The organism is Xenorhabdus sp. SGI246, assembly GCF_040838225.1.
Classification (GTDB): domain Bacteria; phylum Pseudomonadota; class Gammaproteobacteria; order Enterobacterales; family Enterobacteriaceae; genus Xenorhabdus; species Xenorhabdus indica.
This window is the reverse complement of sequence record NZ_JBFPEZ010000039.1, coordinates 185927-201813: the sequence shown is the minus strand read 5'-3', so window position 1 is coordinate 201813 and position 15887 is coordinate 185927. Positions and strand designations below refer to the sequence as shown.

Below are 15887 nucleotides of genomic sequence, written 5' to 3'. Positions count from 1 at the left end.
GCCATGAGTTTTCCGGCCCGCTATCGGCCTAATGGGATCCCCTCACGGGTAACTATCGAGGCAATCGTTCGTGCTCCGGCAGAACCGTGACTCTTGTTAAAAGCTTCACGAACCCGGCTTTTTAGCGTTACACGAGCAGAGTCTGGCCGCTTGACTCGCTTGTGTCAGGCCTGATAACTACTGCGATGAACCCTAATGTGGCACAGTAATTTTGGTCACCCCCATAGAGGTGATATTCTCACTTCAATAATTAAACAGGTGACATTATGCAAAGACGTTTCAGCCCGAATTCAAACTGGAATCCGCCCAGTTATCCCTTGACCAGCATTACAGAGTACGAGAAACCGCTCAGACAATGAATGTGAGTAAATCGGCGATGGAATCCAGGGTTCGCCAGTTAAAGCAAGAGCGGCAAGGCAAATTACCTAAAGCCAGGCCTATCACGCCGGAGCAAATTGAAATACGTGAGCTAAAAAAGAAACTGCAACGGACTGAAATGGAAAATGAAATATTTAAAAAGTGTAGTGGTCAAGAAATTCCGGACAATAATGAAATAGTCACTCTCACCCTACCTGCAGCAGTATATTAACAAGGTGATTATCTTTGATAAGAAGAAAACACACAGCTAATTTACTGCCGCAGAGTAGGAGAGGCCATCTCATTACAGCCCCTAATCAATAAGTTATCACTACACTAAAAGCAGAAAAATCAGAAAGGTAACAACTGGTAAATATTAAGCAACCAGATAACAATCACAGCAAAAATCGCTGCAATAATATCATCTAGCATGATACCAATGCCGCCTTTGACATAATGGTCAAACCAACGAATCGGCCACGGTTTCCACATATCAAAAATACGGAATACCACAAAAGCCACTAAAACCCATTGCCAATTGAGGACAGGGATCGCCATCAATGTGATCCACATTCCGATGAACTCATCCCAAACCACACAACCCGGATCTTCAACCTGCATAGCATCGGCTGCTTTCTGGCAAATAACACAGCCAATAATTGTGCCTAACAAAATAGCCAGCCAGATCCCCCATTGAGGTAACTGTGCCAACAATAACCAAAATGGGATAGCAGCGACTGAACCCATAGTACCGGGAATAACCGGCGATAAACCACTGCCGAATCCGGTCGCTAATAAATGCCACGGGTTGCTCATCCTCAAATGGCGTTTTGCATCATCCATGAGTTCCCTCCGTTTGGTCATTCTCTTCACGCTCTGATGTCTGGCAATCTTCTATCGGCTTTTTCTCGGTTTTAAAATGGTCGAATCCTTTCAGATCCAGCTCAATCTCTTCATTATTGTTAAAGTAACGAATACCTTCTGATTCTGGTCTGATCTGCCCGATACAGCAGAAATTGGCTCCTGTATGTGCCAAAGCCATATTTAATGCGCCACGGTTCAGTTCAGGTACAGTAAAGCACAACTCGTAATCTTCACCACCACTTAATGCCAAACTTAATGCCTGCTCTGGCGGCACATATTTCTGCATCGCCTCAGAATAAGGCAACGCATCCAGGTTAATACGCGCACCACACTGGCTGGCAGTCAGAATATGGTTCAGATCGGAAATCAAGCCATCGGATAAATCGATAGCAGAAGAGGCCAAATCACGCAATGCCTGCCCCTGCAAGACACGAGGCTGTGGACGGAGATGGCGCTTGAGAAGCCAGCTTTGGACGGCGGTCTCTTCGATTGTCAGGCGATCCTGCAATAAGGCAAGCCCCGCTGCACTATCACCCAAAGTGCCGGTCACATAAATCCAATCACCATTTTTGGCACCGGTACGACGTAATGCTCTGCCAGCCGGAACCAGACCATGTACAGTCAGAGTCAAACTCATTGGGCCTTTGGTCGTATCTCCACCAATTAACTGCATTCCGTAATAGTTCAGTTGTTCAAACAGACTATCACTAAACCGCTTTAACCAATCCTCATTGATAGCCGGCAAAGTCAGTGCCAACGATGCCCAGGCAGGATCTGCTCCTACCGCAGCCAAATCGCTGATATTGACAGCCAGAGCCTTATACGCCAGATCTTCCGGTGCAATATCAGGAAGAAAATGAATACCAGAAACCAACGTATCTGTTGTCACTGCCAGCTCTTGCTTTTCTGCAACGGTCATCAGCGCACAATCATCACCAATCCCTAGATTCACATCACGTCGGCGGATAACATGGCGATTGAAATAACGTGCAATGAGGTCAAATTCACCACATGCCATAATAGAATTCCAAAAAGTGACTGACGATGTGTACATAAGGCCGGGGAAACCGGCCTTATGTTTAAAATCATCGAGTTATAATAGGGGCTATTGGCAAGCAATCACTTTTTTTTACGTGCTACCGGGCCAGCTTTGTCCAATACCCCATTCACGAATTTATGACTATCTTCGGCACCAAACGTTTTTGCCAATTCGATACCTTCATTAATAGCCACTTTGTAGGGAACATCATCACGAAAGCTTAGTTCAAACATCGCAACACGCAAGATGGCTTTTTCCACCTGACCTAACTCTTCAAGCTGGCGGGAAAGATACGGAGCCATCAAGGCATCCAATTTTGCAGCATTCACCGCGACCCCGGACAACAATTCACGGAAATAGGTGACATCAACACCGGTTACATCCTGCTCTGACAGAAACTGCAATTCAACATCAGCGATGCTGTTTTTGGATAATTGCCATGAATAAATTGCCTGAACAGCACACTCACGAGCACGACGACGAGCAGCAGGTTTCACAAAATTCCCCTTAATTAAAACTAAAAAACTTAAGCCTTGATGGCTTTAATTACATTAATCATTTCCAATGCGGTCAAGGCAGCTTCAGCGCCTTTATTGCCCGCTTTAGTACCCGCACGTTCAATCGCCTGTTCAATATTTTCGGTTGTCAGAACACCAAACGCGACAGGAATGTCGCTGGACATTGCCACACTGGACAAGCCAGAACTACACTCACCGGCAACATATTCGAAGTGAGCCGTACCGCCACGGATAACAGTACCCAAAGCAATAACCGCATCATACTTTTTGGATTCAGCCAGTGCCTTAACTGTCAACGGCAGCTCATAAGCTCCCGGAACCCATACTACGGTAATATTGTCTGAAGAAACCTGACCGATGCGTTCCAGCGCATCCACGGCCCCTTCCAGCAGGCTGTCATTAATGAAGTTGTTAAAGCGGGCAATCGCAATCGCAATGCGTGCTTCAGGAGCTGCAACAACACCTTTGATTATGTTCATAGCCTTCCTTATATCTTATTAATATCCGCAGGGGCGCGGATCTTATCACATTCTTTTTCTCTGCGTCTTGATTTATGTTCAAAGTTAAATCAGAGCACTTAGCACGGTCGTAAACGAAGACGCACATCAGGCCCAACCTGTTGTACATCCAGCAGCGTAAATTCTGGCGCATCCGATAATTTTTGTAGTTCAGGGATAGCAAACAGCCCACGAGCGCTGTTTCCCAATACTTTTGGAGCGATATAGAGGATCAGCTCATCCACCAAGCCCAAAGACAGTAAAGCACCTGCCAGCATTGGTCCACATTCAGCCCAGACCGAATTTATCTGACGTTTACCAAGCTGCATCATCAGCAGAACTAAATCAACACCAGCGCCGTGTGCCGGCAATATTATTCTTTCAACAACTCGCTCAATATCTTCAGGCCAGCACTGTTCATCTTTATCAGAATCTACCGAGTCAGTGTGTACTAACCAACATTGCCCTGATGACTGAACAACTTGATGTTGTGGCATCACACGATTTTTACTGTCCACAATAATACGGACCGGTTGACGCAAGAGTTCTTGAGGATAAACAGACTGAGTTTCTGCGTCCAGTTCATTCCAGCGAACCGTCAATGAAGGGTCATCTGCTAACACCGTCGCGCTGGAACTCAGGATAGCACTGCATTGTGCCCGCAATTTCTGTACATCCTGCCGTGCTTCCGATGAAGTGATCCATTTACTTTCACCCGATGCCAATGCAGTACGCCCATCCAATGAGGCTCCCAGTTTTAATTGTAGATAAGGAAATCCAGTGCGCATACGCTTGAGAAATCCTTTATTCAGCATTTCGGCCTGTTCCATCATTAAACCATGTTCAACCGCAATACCTGCCTGCTGCAATTTATATAAACCACGTCCTGCAACTTGCGGATTAGGATCCTGCATTGCCACCACAACACGACTTATACCTGCGGCAATCAAAGCATCAGCACAAGGAGGAGTTTTACCATAGTGGCTGCATGGCTCAAGGGTAACATAGGCTGTTGCACCTTTTGCCTTGTCACCAGCCATGTGAAGAGCATGAACTTCTGCGTGAGGTTCACCCGCACGTAAATGAAAACCTTCCCCTATGATTTGGTCATCTTTGACAATGACACAACCCACGTTCGGGTTCGGGGATGTCGTAAAACGGCCCTGACACGCCAGTTCCAGCGCCAGGGACATATAAGTTTCATCAAGAGTCATAGTGATGGCCTTTAATCTTGTAGTCTGGCGATCTCTTCACCAAATTCCCGAATGTCTTCAAAACTACGGTAAACAGATGCGAAACGGATATAAGCCACTTTATCGAGTTTTTTCAGCGCATCCATCACGAAATTGCCAATCATTTTAGACGGAATTTCACGCTCTCCCGTAGCCCGAACCTGTGACTTAATGTGGCTAATCGCCATCTCCACATCATCAGAGCTGACTGGGCGCTTTTCCAGTGCCTTCTGCATGCCACGACGCAATTTTTCTTCGTCGAAAGGCTCCCGCATATCATCACTTTTTACGACTCTTGGCATCACCAGTTCTGCAATTTCAAACGTGGTGAACCGTTCATGACATTCGAGACACTGACGGCGGCGGCGCACTTGTGAGCCATCTCCTACCAGACGGGAATCAATAACTTTAGTATCAACGGCTGCGCAAAATGGGCAATGCATATTGTTTCCTGACAGTTAACCGAACAGATAGACAGTTTACCTTGAAGTGATAATGAAAAACACCCTGTCAGTAAGTACTCACAGGGTGTTTGAACAAGACAAACCAAGTCATTAAAAACTAGCCATTAAGAACTAGTCACTAGGAACTATGTCATCACAGAAAAAATGATTAAGGCAGAATGGAAGGTTGATCTGCCCCTTCTTTCTCCACTTTCTGCACAACAATATGCTCGCGCTTCATACCGAGTTTCAGCGCCAGCGCAGATGCAACATAGATAGAAGATACTGTACCGATGGAAACCCCGATTAACATCGCCAGCGAAAAACCTTTCAGCATTTCACCACCGAAGATATAAAGCATCAGCACCACCAGTAATGTTGTTGCTGAAGTCATAATCGTACGGCTCAGAGTCTGAGTCAGAGAAACGTTTACAATTTCATATGACGTACCACGGCGTATCTTACGGAAGTTCTCACGAATACGATCCGAGACAACAATACTATCGTTCAATGAATAACCGATAACGGACATCAACGATGCCACGATAGTCAGGTCAATTTCAATGTGGAATAACGACAGTATACCTAATGTAATGATAACGTCATGAGCAAGCGCAATAACAGCCCCTAATGCCAGACGCCATTCGAAGCGAAATCCAACATAAATCAGGATACAGATCAGTGCCACCAATAGCGCCATTGCCCCGGTTTGCGCTAACTCGCTTCCTACACTTGGGCCGACAAATTCAACTCGCTTAACAACCGCATCTTTATCAATCTCTGCGTTGATGACCGAGATAATTTTATTGCCTAGCTCCTGACCGGCATTACCCGTCACTGGCGGCATACGAACCATTACGTCACGGCTGCTGCCAAAGTTTTGCAGAAGGGGATCTGCAAAACCATTTTTCGTCAGGCTTTCACGCATTTTATCCAGATCAGCCGGCTTACTCAGGTTAATCTCAATTACCGTACCTCCGGTAAAATCAAGCCCCCAGTTAAACCCGCGAGTTGCTATCATTACGATAGAAGCAACCAACAGCAGAAATGAAACAGTAAAGGCAACGTTGTCCCAGCGCATAAAGTCAATGACTTTACGCCCATAGTTTAATTGTTCAACAGAGTAATCCTGTGCCACAACGTGCTCCTTAAATTGACAGCTTATTGATACGCTTACCACCATATAACAGGTTCACGATTGCGCGTGTTCCTATAATGGCAGTGAACATTGACGTCGCTACACCGATACTGGTTGTGATCGCAAATCCTTTGATAGAACCCGTTCCTACTGCATACAAGATAACGGCGGTAATCAGCGTCGTCAGGTTGGCATCAATGATACTGGAAAATGCCCCCTTATAACCTTCATGGATAGCCTGTTGTATGCTCCGCCCGTTACGCAGTTCTTCTTTGATACGTTCGTTTATCAAAACGTTCGCATCCACCGCAACAGCCAAAGTCAATACGATACCTGCAATACCCGGCATCGTCAGTGTCGCCCCCGGTAATAAGGACATAATCCCGACGATCAAGACCAAGTTTGCCAACAGCGCACTACTCGCTATCAAGCCAAATTTACGATAGTAAATCACCATGAACAGTACAGAAGAAATCAATCCCCACAAACAGGCTTCAAGCCCCTGTTCAATATTCTGCATACCAAGAGTTGGCCCAATTGTGCGCTCTTCCACAATCTGGATTGGCGCAATCAGAGCACCTGCACGCAACAATAATGCCAACTGGCGCGCTTCATTCGGGTTATTAATCCCGGTAATACGGAAATTATTACCCAAACGGGACTGAATAGTTGCGATATTAATAACTTCTTCGTGCTTAGCCAAAATTGCCCGGCCGTTAGCGTCTTTCTTACCGCTGTCTTTATACTCCACAAACAGCGTTGCCATAGGCTTCTGTAGGTTATCTTTGGTGAAGTTAGACATCGCAGTACCACCGGCACTGTCCAGTGAGATGTTAACCTGAGGATACCCGTTCTCATCAGTCCCCGATGTTGAATCGGTAATATGATCACCAGTCAGGATAACACGCTTGTACAGCACAGCAGGGCTACCCTCACGGGTATATTTCAGTTCTGAATCCCCCGGAATACGGCCTGATGCAACAGCGCTTTGGTCAACGTTGGTATTTACCAAACGGAATTCCAGTGTTGCAGTTGCCCCAAGAATTTCCTTCGCACGGGCAGTATCCTGAATACCCGGTAATTCAACGACAATACGGTCAGCACCTTGACGTTGTACCAAAGGTTCAGCAACCCCCAGTTGGTTAACACGGTTACGCAGGATAGTGATGTTCTGCTGTACAGCATAGGAACGAGCTTCACGCAAGCGTTCATCGCTCATGACCACTTTCAAGGTACTGTTAGCGCCTGTCGAAAACACCAGGTCGCGATGGCGGGGTACAAGATAACTTTCTGCTTTAGAGCGGGCATCATTATCACGGAAACGAATTTCTACACCGTAATTCTCAGCCTTGCGGATAGTGGAATAAGCAATGCCTTGGTCACGCAGTTCAGAACGCAGACTATCAATATTCTGTTCCTGAAGTTTACTCATGGCAGTGTCCATATCCACTTCCATCAGGAAGTGGACCCCTCCGCGCAGGTCTAAGCCTAACTTCATCGGCTCAGCGCCAATTGTGTTTAGCCAGATTGGGGTCGCAGGCGCAAGATTTAATGCCACAACATACTGTTCACCCAATGCAGAAACTAAAGCTTCACGAGCACGGAGCTGAATATCCTGGCTATTGAAACGAGCAAGAATTGCCCCATTTTCCAGTGCAATGGATTTGCTCTTGATCTGTTCTTTATCTAAAACATTACGGACTTGGTCCAGCGTTTTTTCACTGGCGGCAATACCTCGCGCACCAGTGATTTGCACAGCCGGATCCTCACCATAAAGGTTGGGAAGTGCGTAAAGCAGACCGATGAGGATCGCAGCGATCAGCATCAGATACTTCCACAAAGGATAACGGTTCAACACGGCAGTTCCCTTCGGGAAAATCGGAAAATTAAATAGCCTTCATTGTACCTTTCGGCAAAATGGCAGCGACGAAATCACGTTTGACAGTTATTTCTGTGGTGTCATTCAGGGCAATTACAATGTAGCCAGTTTCAGACACTTTAGAGACACGGCCAACCAAACCACCAGAAGTCAGTACTTCATCTCCTTTGGAGATGGAATCCATCAGTTTTTTATGTTCTTTGGTGCGTTTTTGTTGTGGACGCAGAATCATGAAATAGAAAATCAAACCGAAAACAACCAGCATGATAATCAGAGAATATGGGTTTCCCTGAGCTTGCGCTGGCGCACCAGCAGTTGCCGCAGCTTCAGAAATAAAAAAACTCATCAAATATCCCTCATTGTTATCGAAAACATCATTTGCGAAGCATGTATTTTAAAAAATAGTTTTCAAAAACAAGTTTCAAAAAGTGGTTTCCGAAAAATGGTTTGCGAAAAAATAGTTCTCGAAAAATTTGCCATCGAAAATCGATAATGGCTCGATCAAAAACCAGCCCAATATGCTACACACATTAAGGCTGGTTAGTCACGCCAAATTATACAGTTAACGGTGGAACGGGTTTACCGATCCGCTGATAAAACGCTTCAACAAACTGTTCCAGTTTGCCCTCTTCAATGGCTTTACGGATCCCGGCCATCAAGCGTTGATAATACCTTAGATTATGTATTGTATTCAGCCTTGCACCAAGAATTTCGTTACAGCGATCAAGATGATGCAGATATGCACGGCTATAATTTCGGCAAGTATAGCAATCACAATGCTCATCTAATGGAGATGTATCTTCTTTATGTTTCGCATTGCGGATCTTGATCACACCTTCTGTCACAAAAAGATGGCCATTTCGGGCATTACGAGTTGGCATAACGCAGTCAAACATATCGATACCGCGACGAACACCTTCAACCAAATCTTCTGGTTTACCAACTCCCATTAAATAGCGTGGCTTATCTTGTGGAATTTGCGGGCAAACATGTTCTAAAATGCGATGCATGTCTTCTTTTGGCTCACCCACAGCTAAACCACCCACCGCGTAACCGTCAAAGCCAATTTCCACCAATCCTTTGACAGAAACATCACGCAAGTCTTCATAAACACTGCCCTGAATGATACCAAACAACGCATTTTTATTGCCTAGCTCATCAAAACGCTGGCGACTGCGTGCTGCCCAGCGCAATGACATTTCCATAGAGCGTTTGGCATAATCCCAATCCGCAGGGTATGGTGTACATTCATCAAAAATCATGACGATATCGGAACCCAGATCATATTGAATTTCCATCGATTTTTCCGGGCTGAGGAAAACGGGCGTTCCATTGATAGGATTACGGAAATGCACGCCTTCTTCCTTGATTTTACGCATTGCCCCAAGACTGAAAACCTGAAAACCGCCAGAATCAGTCAGAATAGGGCCTTGCCACTGCATAAAATCATGCAGATCGCCATGCAGTTTCATGATTTCCTGGCCAGGACGTAACCATAAATGGAAAGTATTTCCCAACAGGATTTGAGCTCCCGTCTCTTTAACCTCTTCCGGTGTCATGCCTTTAACTGTGCCGTAAGTTCCCACAGGCATAAATGCAGGTGTTTCTACTACGCCCCGCTCAAAAATCAGGCGACCACGGCGGGCGTGCCCGTCCGTCTTTTGTAACTCAAATTTCACTTAACCTCCAGACATCAGAAAAACAGCCCGATGTGATGTTTAAAAATTGTTCAAACCAGCGGGACTGGAGTGACGAACCTTTTTCTTTTACTACTATTTTTTTGAAGCCATAGTTTATTTCTTTTGAAGCCATAACTCTTTTGCAGCCAGAGAGTTACGATTAATAAACATCGCATCACCATAACTAAAGAAACGATATTTCTCAGCTACCGCTGCTTTGTAGGCATCCATGGTATTTTTATAACCCGCAAATGCAGAAACCAACATGATTAATGTAGATTCCGGTAAATGAAAATTAGTAATCAGAGCATCAACAACCTGATATTCAAATCCTGGGTAAATAAAGATTTGGGTATCATCGAAAAATGGGGCAATAAGACCTTCCTGATAAGCACGGGCTGCACTTTCCAACGAACGGACTGACGTTGTTCCCACTGCTACCACTTTATTGCCACGCGCTTTGCACGCCAGTACAGCATCAACAACGTCCTGCGGTACTTCTGCATATTCAGCGTGCATAACATGATCTTCGATTGTCTCTACACGCACAGGCTGGAAAGTTCCTGCCCCCACATGCAGGGTGACAAAAGCCATTTCTACGCCTTTTTCACGCAAGGCAGCCAAAAGTGGTTCATCAAAGTGCAACCCGGCAGTTGGTGCAGCAACCGCGCCCGGACGTTCATTGTATACCGTTTGATATAATTCCCGATCAGCCTCTTCATCAGGGCGAGCAATGTAAGGCGGTAACGGCATATGACCGATTTCATCTAAGATGGTCAATACATCCCGCTCGTCATCAAAACGAATTTCAAATAACGCATCGTGGCGTGCCAACATTGTCGCTTTGATGCCGTTATTTGCCCCAAAGGCATTCTCACCAAGCGCTTTATCCTCACCAAGGATCAATTCTGCACCTTCTTTTGGTGCCTTAGATGCACGAACGTGAGCGAGTACTCGCTTGTTATCCAGCATCCTTTCTACTAAAACTTCTAATTTGCCACCTGTTGCCTTACGACCAAATAAGCGGGCAGGAATAACTCGGGTATTATTGAAAACCAACAAATCTCCCGCTTCCAATTTATCCAGCACATCAGTAAAAATGCCGTGTGTCAGCTCACCTGTTTCCCCGTTAAGGGAGAGCAAGCGGCAGCCACTGCGCTGTGATTGGGGATAATGAGCAATTAGCTCTTCTGGCAGTTCAAATGTAAAATCAGCGACACGCATTTTATCTGTATCATTCAAAAAAACAGGCGGACTAGTCTAGTGCTGCACAGACAATGGTGCAAGAAAGAAGCATATTAGTTTCACTATTTACGCTATACTCTTCCCCATGAATTTTCTCGCACACCTGCATTTGGCAGCATTATCCGAAAGCTCTTTACTGGGTAATTTAATGGCAGATTTTGTCCGTGGTTCCCCAGAAGGCTTATTCAGTGCCGATATTGTATCGGGTATTCGTCTACACCGCAGAATAGACAGCCTGACAGATAATCATCCTTTGGTCATCAAAGCCCGAACGTTATTCCGTAGTGAATATCGGCGTGTAGCACCTATAACTCTTGATATCACTTGGGATCATTTTCTATCCCGGCACTGGAATAAACTTGAAAAAAACTACTCTTTGCCGGAGTTTGTTCACCTTGCCCACCACCAAATAAAGCCCCATCTCGGCACCACTCCTGAAAAATTTCAGGAATTGAACCAATATCTCTGGTCACAAAATTTGTTGATCCGTTACGCTGATCTGACTTGTATTGCTAATGTCCTGCAAAGTATGGCAAGGAGACGACCAAAATTATCAGCCCTGGCGGGATCGTACCAAGATGTTGAAAATCATTACTCTGATTTTGAGGCACTATTTTGGCAGTTTTACCCTCAAATGATGGTCTTAGCCGCAGACAAGCGCTTACTGGAACAGAAAATTTCTCCGGAACCTTGCACTTTTACCAAATAGCTTTATCTTATTGTAGGCGAAAAGGAATTAAAAATAGATTATTAATAGGTAAAACCTATTATATCAATTGGTATTTTATCCTTTATTGCTATAACCTAATTCCTTATGCTGTAGCCCGTTTCCACAAATACCTAAGGGTAGAATCTTTTAAAATTACAGGAGTCAATTATGGTTTTAGTAACCCGCCAAGCCCCTGACTTTACAGCTGCTGCGGTTCTCGGTAACGGAGAGATCGTTGATAACTTCAACCTGAAAAAACATCTGAATGGTCGTCCAGCCGTTATCTTCTTCTGGCCAATGGACTTCACTTTCGTTTGTCCTTCAGAGCTGATTGCTTTCGATCACCGCTATGAAGAATTCCAAAAGCGCGGTTTTGAAGTTATCGGTGTTTCTTTCGACTCTGAATTCGTTCACAACGCATGGCGCAAGACCCCAATCAACGAAGGCGGTATTGGCGAAGTCAAATACCCAATGGTTGCTGACATCAAACGTGACATCATGAAAGCATATGGTATTGAGCACCCAGAAGCGGGTGTTGCTTTACGTGGCTCTTTCCTGATCGATAAAAATGGTGTTGTTCGTCATCAGGTTGTTAACGATCTGCCACTGGGCCGGAACATTGACGAAATGCTGCGTATGGTTGACGCGCTGCAATTCCACGAAGAACATGGCGAAGTTTGTCCTGCGCAGTGGGCCAAAGGTCAAGAAGGTATGGGCGCTTCCCCAGAAGGCGTAGCTAAATACCTGACCAAGAATGCTGACAAACTGTAATCTCCGTCAGTATTCAATCCGTTAATAGCTTCACATTGTTAACGGAGCCTTCAAACCAGCCGATAGTACGGCTGGTTTTTTTATATACTTTTCTATAATTAGTTTTCATTATTTAAATTTTTCGAATTATTGACAAACGCCCAAAAATTCACCTTCCCAAAATCCCAAGTTTTTTATAAGGTAATATCACAAATAATTAACAAAAACCTTATAATTTTCGGGGCCTTTATTCAACAACCCGAAGATAAGGAGCCAAAATGCCCAAGACATGGAAAATTCCGCTCATCGCTGTCTCGTTATTCGTATCCTCTACTCTTTATGCTGCGACAGAACTTGCTGTTGAAGCCAAACAAGGCATGGTAGTCAGTGCACAACATCTGGCATCACAAGTTGGTATTGATATCCTCAAAATGGGGGGCAATGCTATTGATGCTGCGGTTGCTGTGGGCTACGCAGAAGCTGTGGTCAATCCCTGCTGCGGGAATATCGGTGGAGGAGGTTTTATGACCATCCATCTGGCAGATGGTACAGATACTTTTATTAATTTTCGTGAAACTGCACCCGCGGCTGCCAATGCCGATATGTATCTGGATAAAGAAGGTAATGTTATTAAAGGTGCCAGCTTATATGGTTATAAAGCCATCGGTGTGCCCGGCACAGTTATGGGACTGGATACCGCACTACAAAAATACGGTACGTTAACCCGGGAGCAAGTCATGGCACCGGCAATCAAGCTGGCACGTGAAGGTTATATCCTGAGCCGGGGTGATACGGATATTATGGACACCACTGTCAAACGCTTTACTCAAGATCCAGAAGCTGCCCGCATCTTTTTGCGCAAAGATGGAACACCTTTCCAACCAGGAGACAAACTGGTTCAGACTGATTTAGCCAACACGCTGGAGATGATTGCTAAACAAGGGCCAGATGCCTTTTATCACGGTAAAATTCCACAAATCATTGAGGAAACCTCAAAGAAATCTGGAGGGATCATTACAGCGACTGATTTTGCCAATTACACTATCACCGAAAGCACACCCGTCACCTGTAGCTATCGCGGATATAAATTCATCTCTTCTCCTCCTCCCAGCTCCGGTGGCGTCACACTGTGCGAAATACTGAACATTGTTGAAGGTTACGATCTCAAATCCATGGGATTCAACTCTGCCGCCTATATCCATACATTGACAGAAGCTATGCGCCACGCCTACATAGACAGGAATACTTACCTTGGTGATCCTTCGTTTATCAAAAATCCGCTTGATCGTCTATTAAGTAAAAGCTATGCAGAATCTATCAGAAAAGAGATCCAGCCAAACAAAGCAACCCCGTCAAAACTGGTTCAACCAGGTATTGGCCCACACGAAAAACCAGAAACAACCCACTATTCTGTCGTAGATAAAGATGGTAACGCAGTATCAACAACCTATACCATTAATGGGCGCTTTGGTGCTGTTGTCATCGCTCCGGGTACTGGTTTTTTCCTGAACGATGAAATGGATGACTTTACCACTAAAGTTGGGGAAAAGAATATGTATGGATTGGTTCAAGGAGCAACCAACTCCATCGCTCCTGGTAAGCGCCCACTATCATCCATGAGTCCAACACTTGTGACCAAAGATAATAAAATTTTTCTGGTCCTAGGTTCTCCGGGTGGTTCAAGGATTATCTCTATCACCTTACAGGCTGCTTTGAATATCATTGAGTTTGATATGCCCCCGCAAGAAGCGGTTAACAATCCGCGTATTCATCATCAATGGCTGCCAGATGAAGTCTATTATGAACAACGTGGCCTTTCGCAAGACACCTTAAATTTACTGAAAAAAATGGGGTATAAAATGGTAGAGCAGACTCCATGGGGCGCAACTGAATTAATCATGATAGGTTTACCGGGCGCTGCCGGTGTTTCTCCGGCCAATTCATCAGGCAATGATTCCTCCGTCTCAGGCAAAATTCGTGAAGGATATATCTATGGTGCCAATGATGTACGCCGACCTGCTGGCGCAGCTATTGGCTACTGAGAAAAATAACGTCAAATAGAAGATAAAAAAATAAGGGTGAGCATTTAAACTGCTCACCCTTTTTTATTACCTTGACCTTGACTAGACACCTTTTATCAAAGTGTCCAAATTTATCAGGGCAAAACAGACAGATGAAAGATAATACTTAACACCATCAAATGAGTCCGTGTACCAAAATCACACCAATACATAAAGGCCCGACATATCTCCATATAAACCGTAAACACTGACGGCTCCACAATGGCATATTATTATCCGAAATGAATACATTGACCTTACTTGACCAGCCAAATACGAGGCAAATGATAATTCCGAACAATGGCATTAGGACATTGGAAGTAATGAAGTCCAGTATGTCGAAGATGGTTTTTCCACACAATGTGATGTGACTGAGAGGACCAAAAGATAAGGAAACAGGGATCCCCATTAACATAATTGATACCGTGACTATTAAGCCTGCTTTACGACGCAACCATTGAAAGCGTGTCTGCACATAAGCAACGATATGTTCAAGTAATGAAATTGATGAGGTCAGTGCGGCCATTAATAACAATAAAAAGAAAGTGACTGCTAAGATAGAGCCACCGGGAAGGCTGGCGAAATAAATTGGCATCGTCATAAACGTTAATCCTGGCCCCGCATTTGGTTTTAAGCCAGCAGCAGCCAAAGCAGGAAAAATCATCAAACCAGCCAATACGCAAACCAGACAGGAGAGGATTACAACCCAAATACTCGATCTACTAATACCTTTGTTATTAGGTAAATAGGAGCTATACGTAATGTGGATCCCCAAACCGATAGACAATGAAAAAAATGCCAATCCTAAAGCATCTAAAACACCTTTTCCTGTCAAGCTACTGAAGTCTGGGTATAAGAATAATTTTAGCCCTTCTGATGCGCCAGGTAAGCGAATGCCGACAATAATTAACATTATCATGATCAAGAATAACAGTGGCATCATGACCTTAACTGATTTTTCCAAACCTTTTTGCACACCAGATAATACCACGAAGCAGGTTAGCCCTGAAAATGCCAGATGTGCGATTATAGGCCACCATGGATTGCTGATGAAACTGGTGAAAATAGATGTTAGTTGAGAACTGTCTGTAATATTCAGCTTTCCTGTTCCCGCCATCACCGTGTAACCTATAGTCCAACCACCGACAACACTGTAAAAGCTATAAATACACCATGAACTGAATATACCTATAAATCCAACCCACCCCCAGTGTTTACCAAGTAATTTTTTAAACGCGTTAACGGCCACTTCACCCGTACTACTTCCCAGCATATTTTCAGCCAACAGAACCGCTAGCCCAATCACAAAACTAAACAATAAAAATACAACCAGAAAGGCACCACCACCATTTGTTGCTGAAACGTACGAGAATTTCCAGATGGCACCAATGCCAACAGCAGATCCGGTTGCTGCTAATATGTGCCCCAGACGGGATGTCCATTGTTGACTCATGCTAACCCCCGAACAGATACAGTG

The 15887-nt window shown here is 44.7% G+C and carries 15 protein-coding genes and 1 pseudogene; 4 read left to right on the top strand and 12 right to left on the bottom strand.

Features of this window, described 5'->3' with window-relative positions:
• Positions 1–195 precede the first annotated feature (195 nt).
• Positions 196–520: pseudogene (locus ABLA85_RS09885) on the top strand (transposase); the annotation flags it as partial.
• 188 nt (positions 521–708) lie between these two features.
• On the opposite strand, the gene pgpA reads toward ABLA85_RS09885, so the two are convergent.
• From pgpA to queA, 11 genes are all read right to left on the bottom strand, one after another.
• Entirely contained in the window at positions 709–1200 is a 492-nt protein-coding gene (gene pgpA / locus ABLA85_RS09880) for a phosphatidylglycerophosphatase A (protein WP_367963604.1), read from the bottom strand.
• Complete coding sequence (gene thiL, locus ABLA85_RS09875; RefSeq protein ID WP_367963602.1) at positions 1193–2239, bottom strand: thiamine-phosphate kinase; 1047 nt, start codon at positions 2237–2239, stop codon at positions 1193–1195. Before thiL ends, pgpA begins: the two co-directional genes overlap by 8 nt.
• Before the next feature lie 101 nt (positions 2240–2340).
• Entirely contained in the window at positions 2341–2757 is a 417-nt protein-coding gene (gene nusB / locus ABLA85_RS09870; RefSeq protein ID WP_047678391.1) for a transcription antitermination factor NusB, read from the bottom strand.
• Between the two features lie 29 nt (positions 2758–2786).
• Positions 2787–3257: a 6,7-dimethyl-8-ribityllumazine synthase gene (gene ribE, locus ABLA85_RS09865; RefSeq protein WP_367963600.1), complete on the bottom strand. Its 471-nt coding sequence runs from the start codon at positions 3255–3257 to the stop codon at positions 2787–2789.
• A gap of 98 nt (positions 3258–3355) precedes the next feature.
• Positions 3356–4489, bottom strand: a complete 1134-nt coding sequence (gene ribD / locus ABLA85_RS09860) for a bifunctional diaminohydroxyphosphoribosylaminopyrimidine deaminase/5-amino-6-(5-phosphoribosylamino)uracil reductase RibD (RefSeq protein ID WP_367963598.1) — start codon at positions 4487–4489, stop codon at positions 3356–3358.
• 11 nt (positions 4490–4500) lie between these two features.
• Positions 4501–4950, bottom strand: a complete 450-nt coding sequence (gene nrdR / locus ABLA85_RS09855) for a transcriptional regulator NrdR (RefSeq protein ID WP_367963597.1) — start codon at positions 4948–4950, stop codon at positions 4501–4503.
• A 169-nt stretch (positions 4951–5119) separates the two neighbouring features.
• Complete coding sequence (gene secF, locus ABLA85_RS09850) at positions 5120–6088, bottom strand: protein translocase subunit SecF (protein ID WP_367963595.1); 969 nt, start codon at positions 6086–6088, stop codon at positions 5120–5122.
• A gap of 10 nt (positions 6089–6098) precedes the next feature.
• Positions 6099–7946 carry a protein translocase subunit SecD gene (gene secD, locus ABLA85_RS09845; protein ID WP_367963594.1) on the bottom strand — a complete coding sequence of 616 codons (1848 nt, stop codon included), beginning with the start codon at positions 7944–7946 and terminating at the stop codon, positions 6099–6101.
• Between the two features lie 28 nt (positions 7947–7974).
• Positions 7975–8313, bottom strand: a complete 339-nt coding sequence (gene yajC / locus ABLA85_RS09840; RefSeq protein ID WP_367963591.1) for a preprotein translocase subunit YajC — start codon at positions 8311–8313, stop codon at positions 7975–7977.
• A 208-nt stretch (positions 8314–8521) separates the two neighbouring features.
• Positions 8522–9646 carry a tRNA guanosine(34) transglycosylase Tgt gene (gene tgt, locus ABLA85_RS09835; RefSeq protein WP_367963588.1) on the bottom strand — a complete coding sequence of 375 codons (1125 nt, stop codon included), beginning with the start codon at positions 9644–9646 and terminating at the stop codon, positions 8522–8524.
• Positions 9647–9760: 114 nt separating this feature from the next.
• Positions 9761–10870, bottom strand: coding sequence for a tRNA preQ1(34) S-adenosylmethionine ribosyltransferase-isomerase QueA (gene queA / locus ABLA85_RS09830; protein ID WP_367963623.1), 1110 nt, complete (start codon positions 10868–10870; stop codon positions 9761–9763).
• 106 nt (positions 10871–10976) lie between these two features.
• Between queA and ABLA85_RS09825 the strand changes: the two genes are divergently transcribed.
• The 3 genes from ABLA85_RS09825 (at position 10977) to ggt (ending at position 14392) form a co-directional block, all read left to right on the top strand.
• Positions 10977–11600: an ACP phosphodiesterase gene (locus ABLA85_RS09825; RefSeq protein ID WP_367963585.1), complete on the top strand. Its 624-nt coding sequence runs from the start codon at positions 10977–10979 to the stop codon at positions 11598–11600.
• 168 nt (positions 11601–11768) lie between these two features.
• On the top strand, positions 11769–12371 hold the full coding sequence (locus ABLA85_RS09820; RefSeq protein ID WP_047678367.1) for a peroxiredoxin C: 603 nt from the start codon (positions 11769–11771) through the stop codon (positions 12369–12371).
• Positions 12372–12628: 257 nt separating this feature from the next.
• A complete protein-coding gene (gene ggt, locus ABLA85_RS09815; RefSeq protein ID WP_367963583.1) occupies positions 12629–14392 on the top strand; it encodes a gamma-glutamyltransferase in 1764 nt (587 codons plus the stop codon).
• Between the two features lie 154 nt (positions 14393–14546).
• On the opposite strand, the gene ABLA85_RS09810 is transcribed toward ggt, so the two are convergent.
• On the bottom strand, positions 14547–15863 hold the full coding sequence (locus ABLA85_RS09810; RefSeq protein WP_367963580.1) for a sodium-dependent transporter: 1317 nt from the start codon (positions 15861–15863) through the stop codon (positions 14547–14549).
• Between the last annotated feature and the right edge of the window lie 24 nt (positions 15864–15887).

What these genes read in the sequence shown, in the direction of transcription:
- ABLA85_RS09820 (WP_047678367.1), top strand. Translation starts at nt 11,769, where the DNA reads ATGGTTTTAGTAACCCGCCAAGCCCCTGACTTTACAGCTGCTGCGGTT.
- ribD (WP_367963598.1), bottom strand. Translation starts at nt 4,489, where the DNA reads ATGACTCTTGATGAAACTTATATGTCCCTGGCGCTGGAACTGGCGTGT.
- queA (WP_367963623.1), bottom strand. Translation starts at nt 10,870, where the DNA reads ATGCGTGTCGCTGATTTTACATTTGAACTGCCAGAAGAGCTAATTGCT.
- yajC (WP_367963591.1), bottom strand. Translation starts at nt 8,313, where the DNA reads ATGAGTTTTTTTATTTCTGAAGCTGCGGCAACTGCTGGTGCGCCAGCG.
- ribE (WP_367963600.1), bottom strand. Translation starts at nt 3,257, where the DNA reads ATGAACATAATCAAAGGTGTTGTTGCAGCTCCTGAAGCACGCATTGCG.
- ABLA85_RS09810 (WP_367963580.1), bottom strand. Translation starts at nt 15,863, where the DNA reads ATGAGTCAACAATGGACATCCCGTCTGGGGCACATATTAGCAGCAACC.
- pgpA (WP_367963604.1), bottom strand. Translation starts at nt 1,200, where the DNA reads ATGGATGATGCAAAACGCCATTTGAGGATGAGCAACCCGTGGCATTTA.
- ggt (WP_367963583.1), top strand. Translation starts at nt 12,629, where the DNA reads ATGCCCAAGACATGGAAAATTCCGCTCATCGCTGTCTCGTTATTCGTA.
- thiL (WP_367963602.1), bottom strand. Translation starts at nt 2,239, where the DNA reads ATGGCATGTGGTGAATTTGACCTCATTGCACGTTATTTCAATCGCCAT.
- ABLA85_RS09825 (WP_367963585.1), top strand. Translation starts at nt 10,977, where the DNA reads ATGAATTTTCTCGCACACCTGCATTTGGCAGCATTATCCGAAAGCTCT.
- nrdR (WP_367963597.1), bottom strand. Translation starts at nt 4,950, where the DNA reads ATGCATTGCCCATTTTGCGCAGCCGTTGATACTAAAGTTATTGATTCC.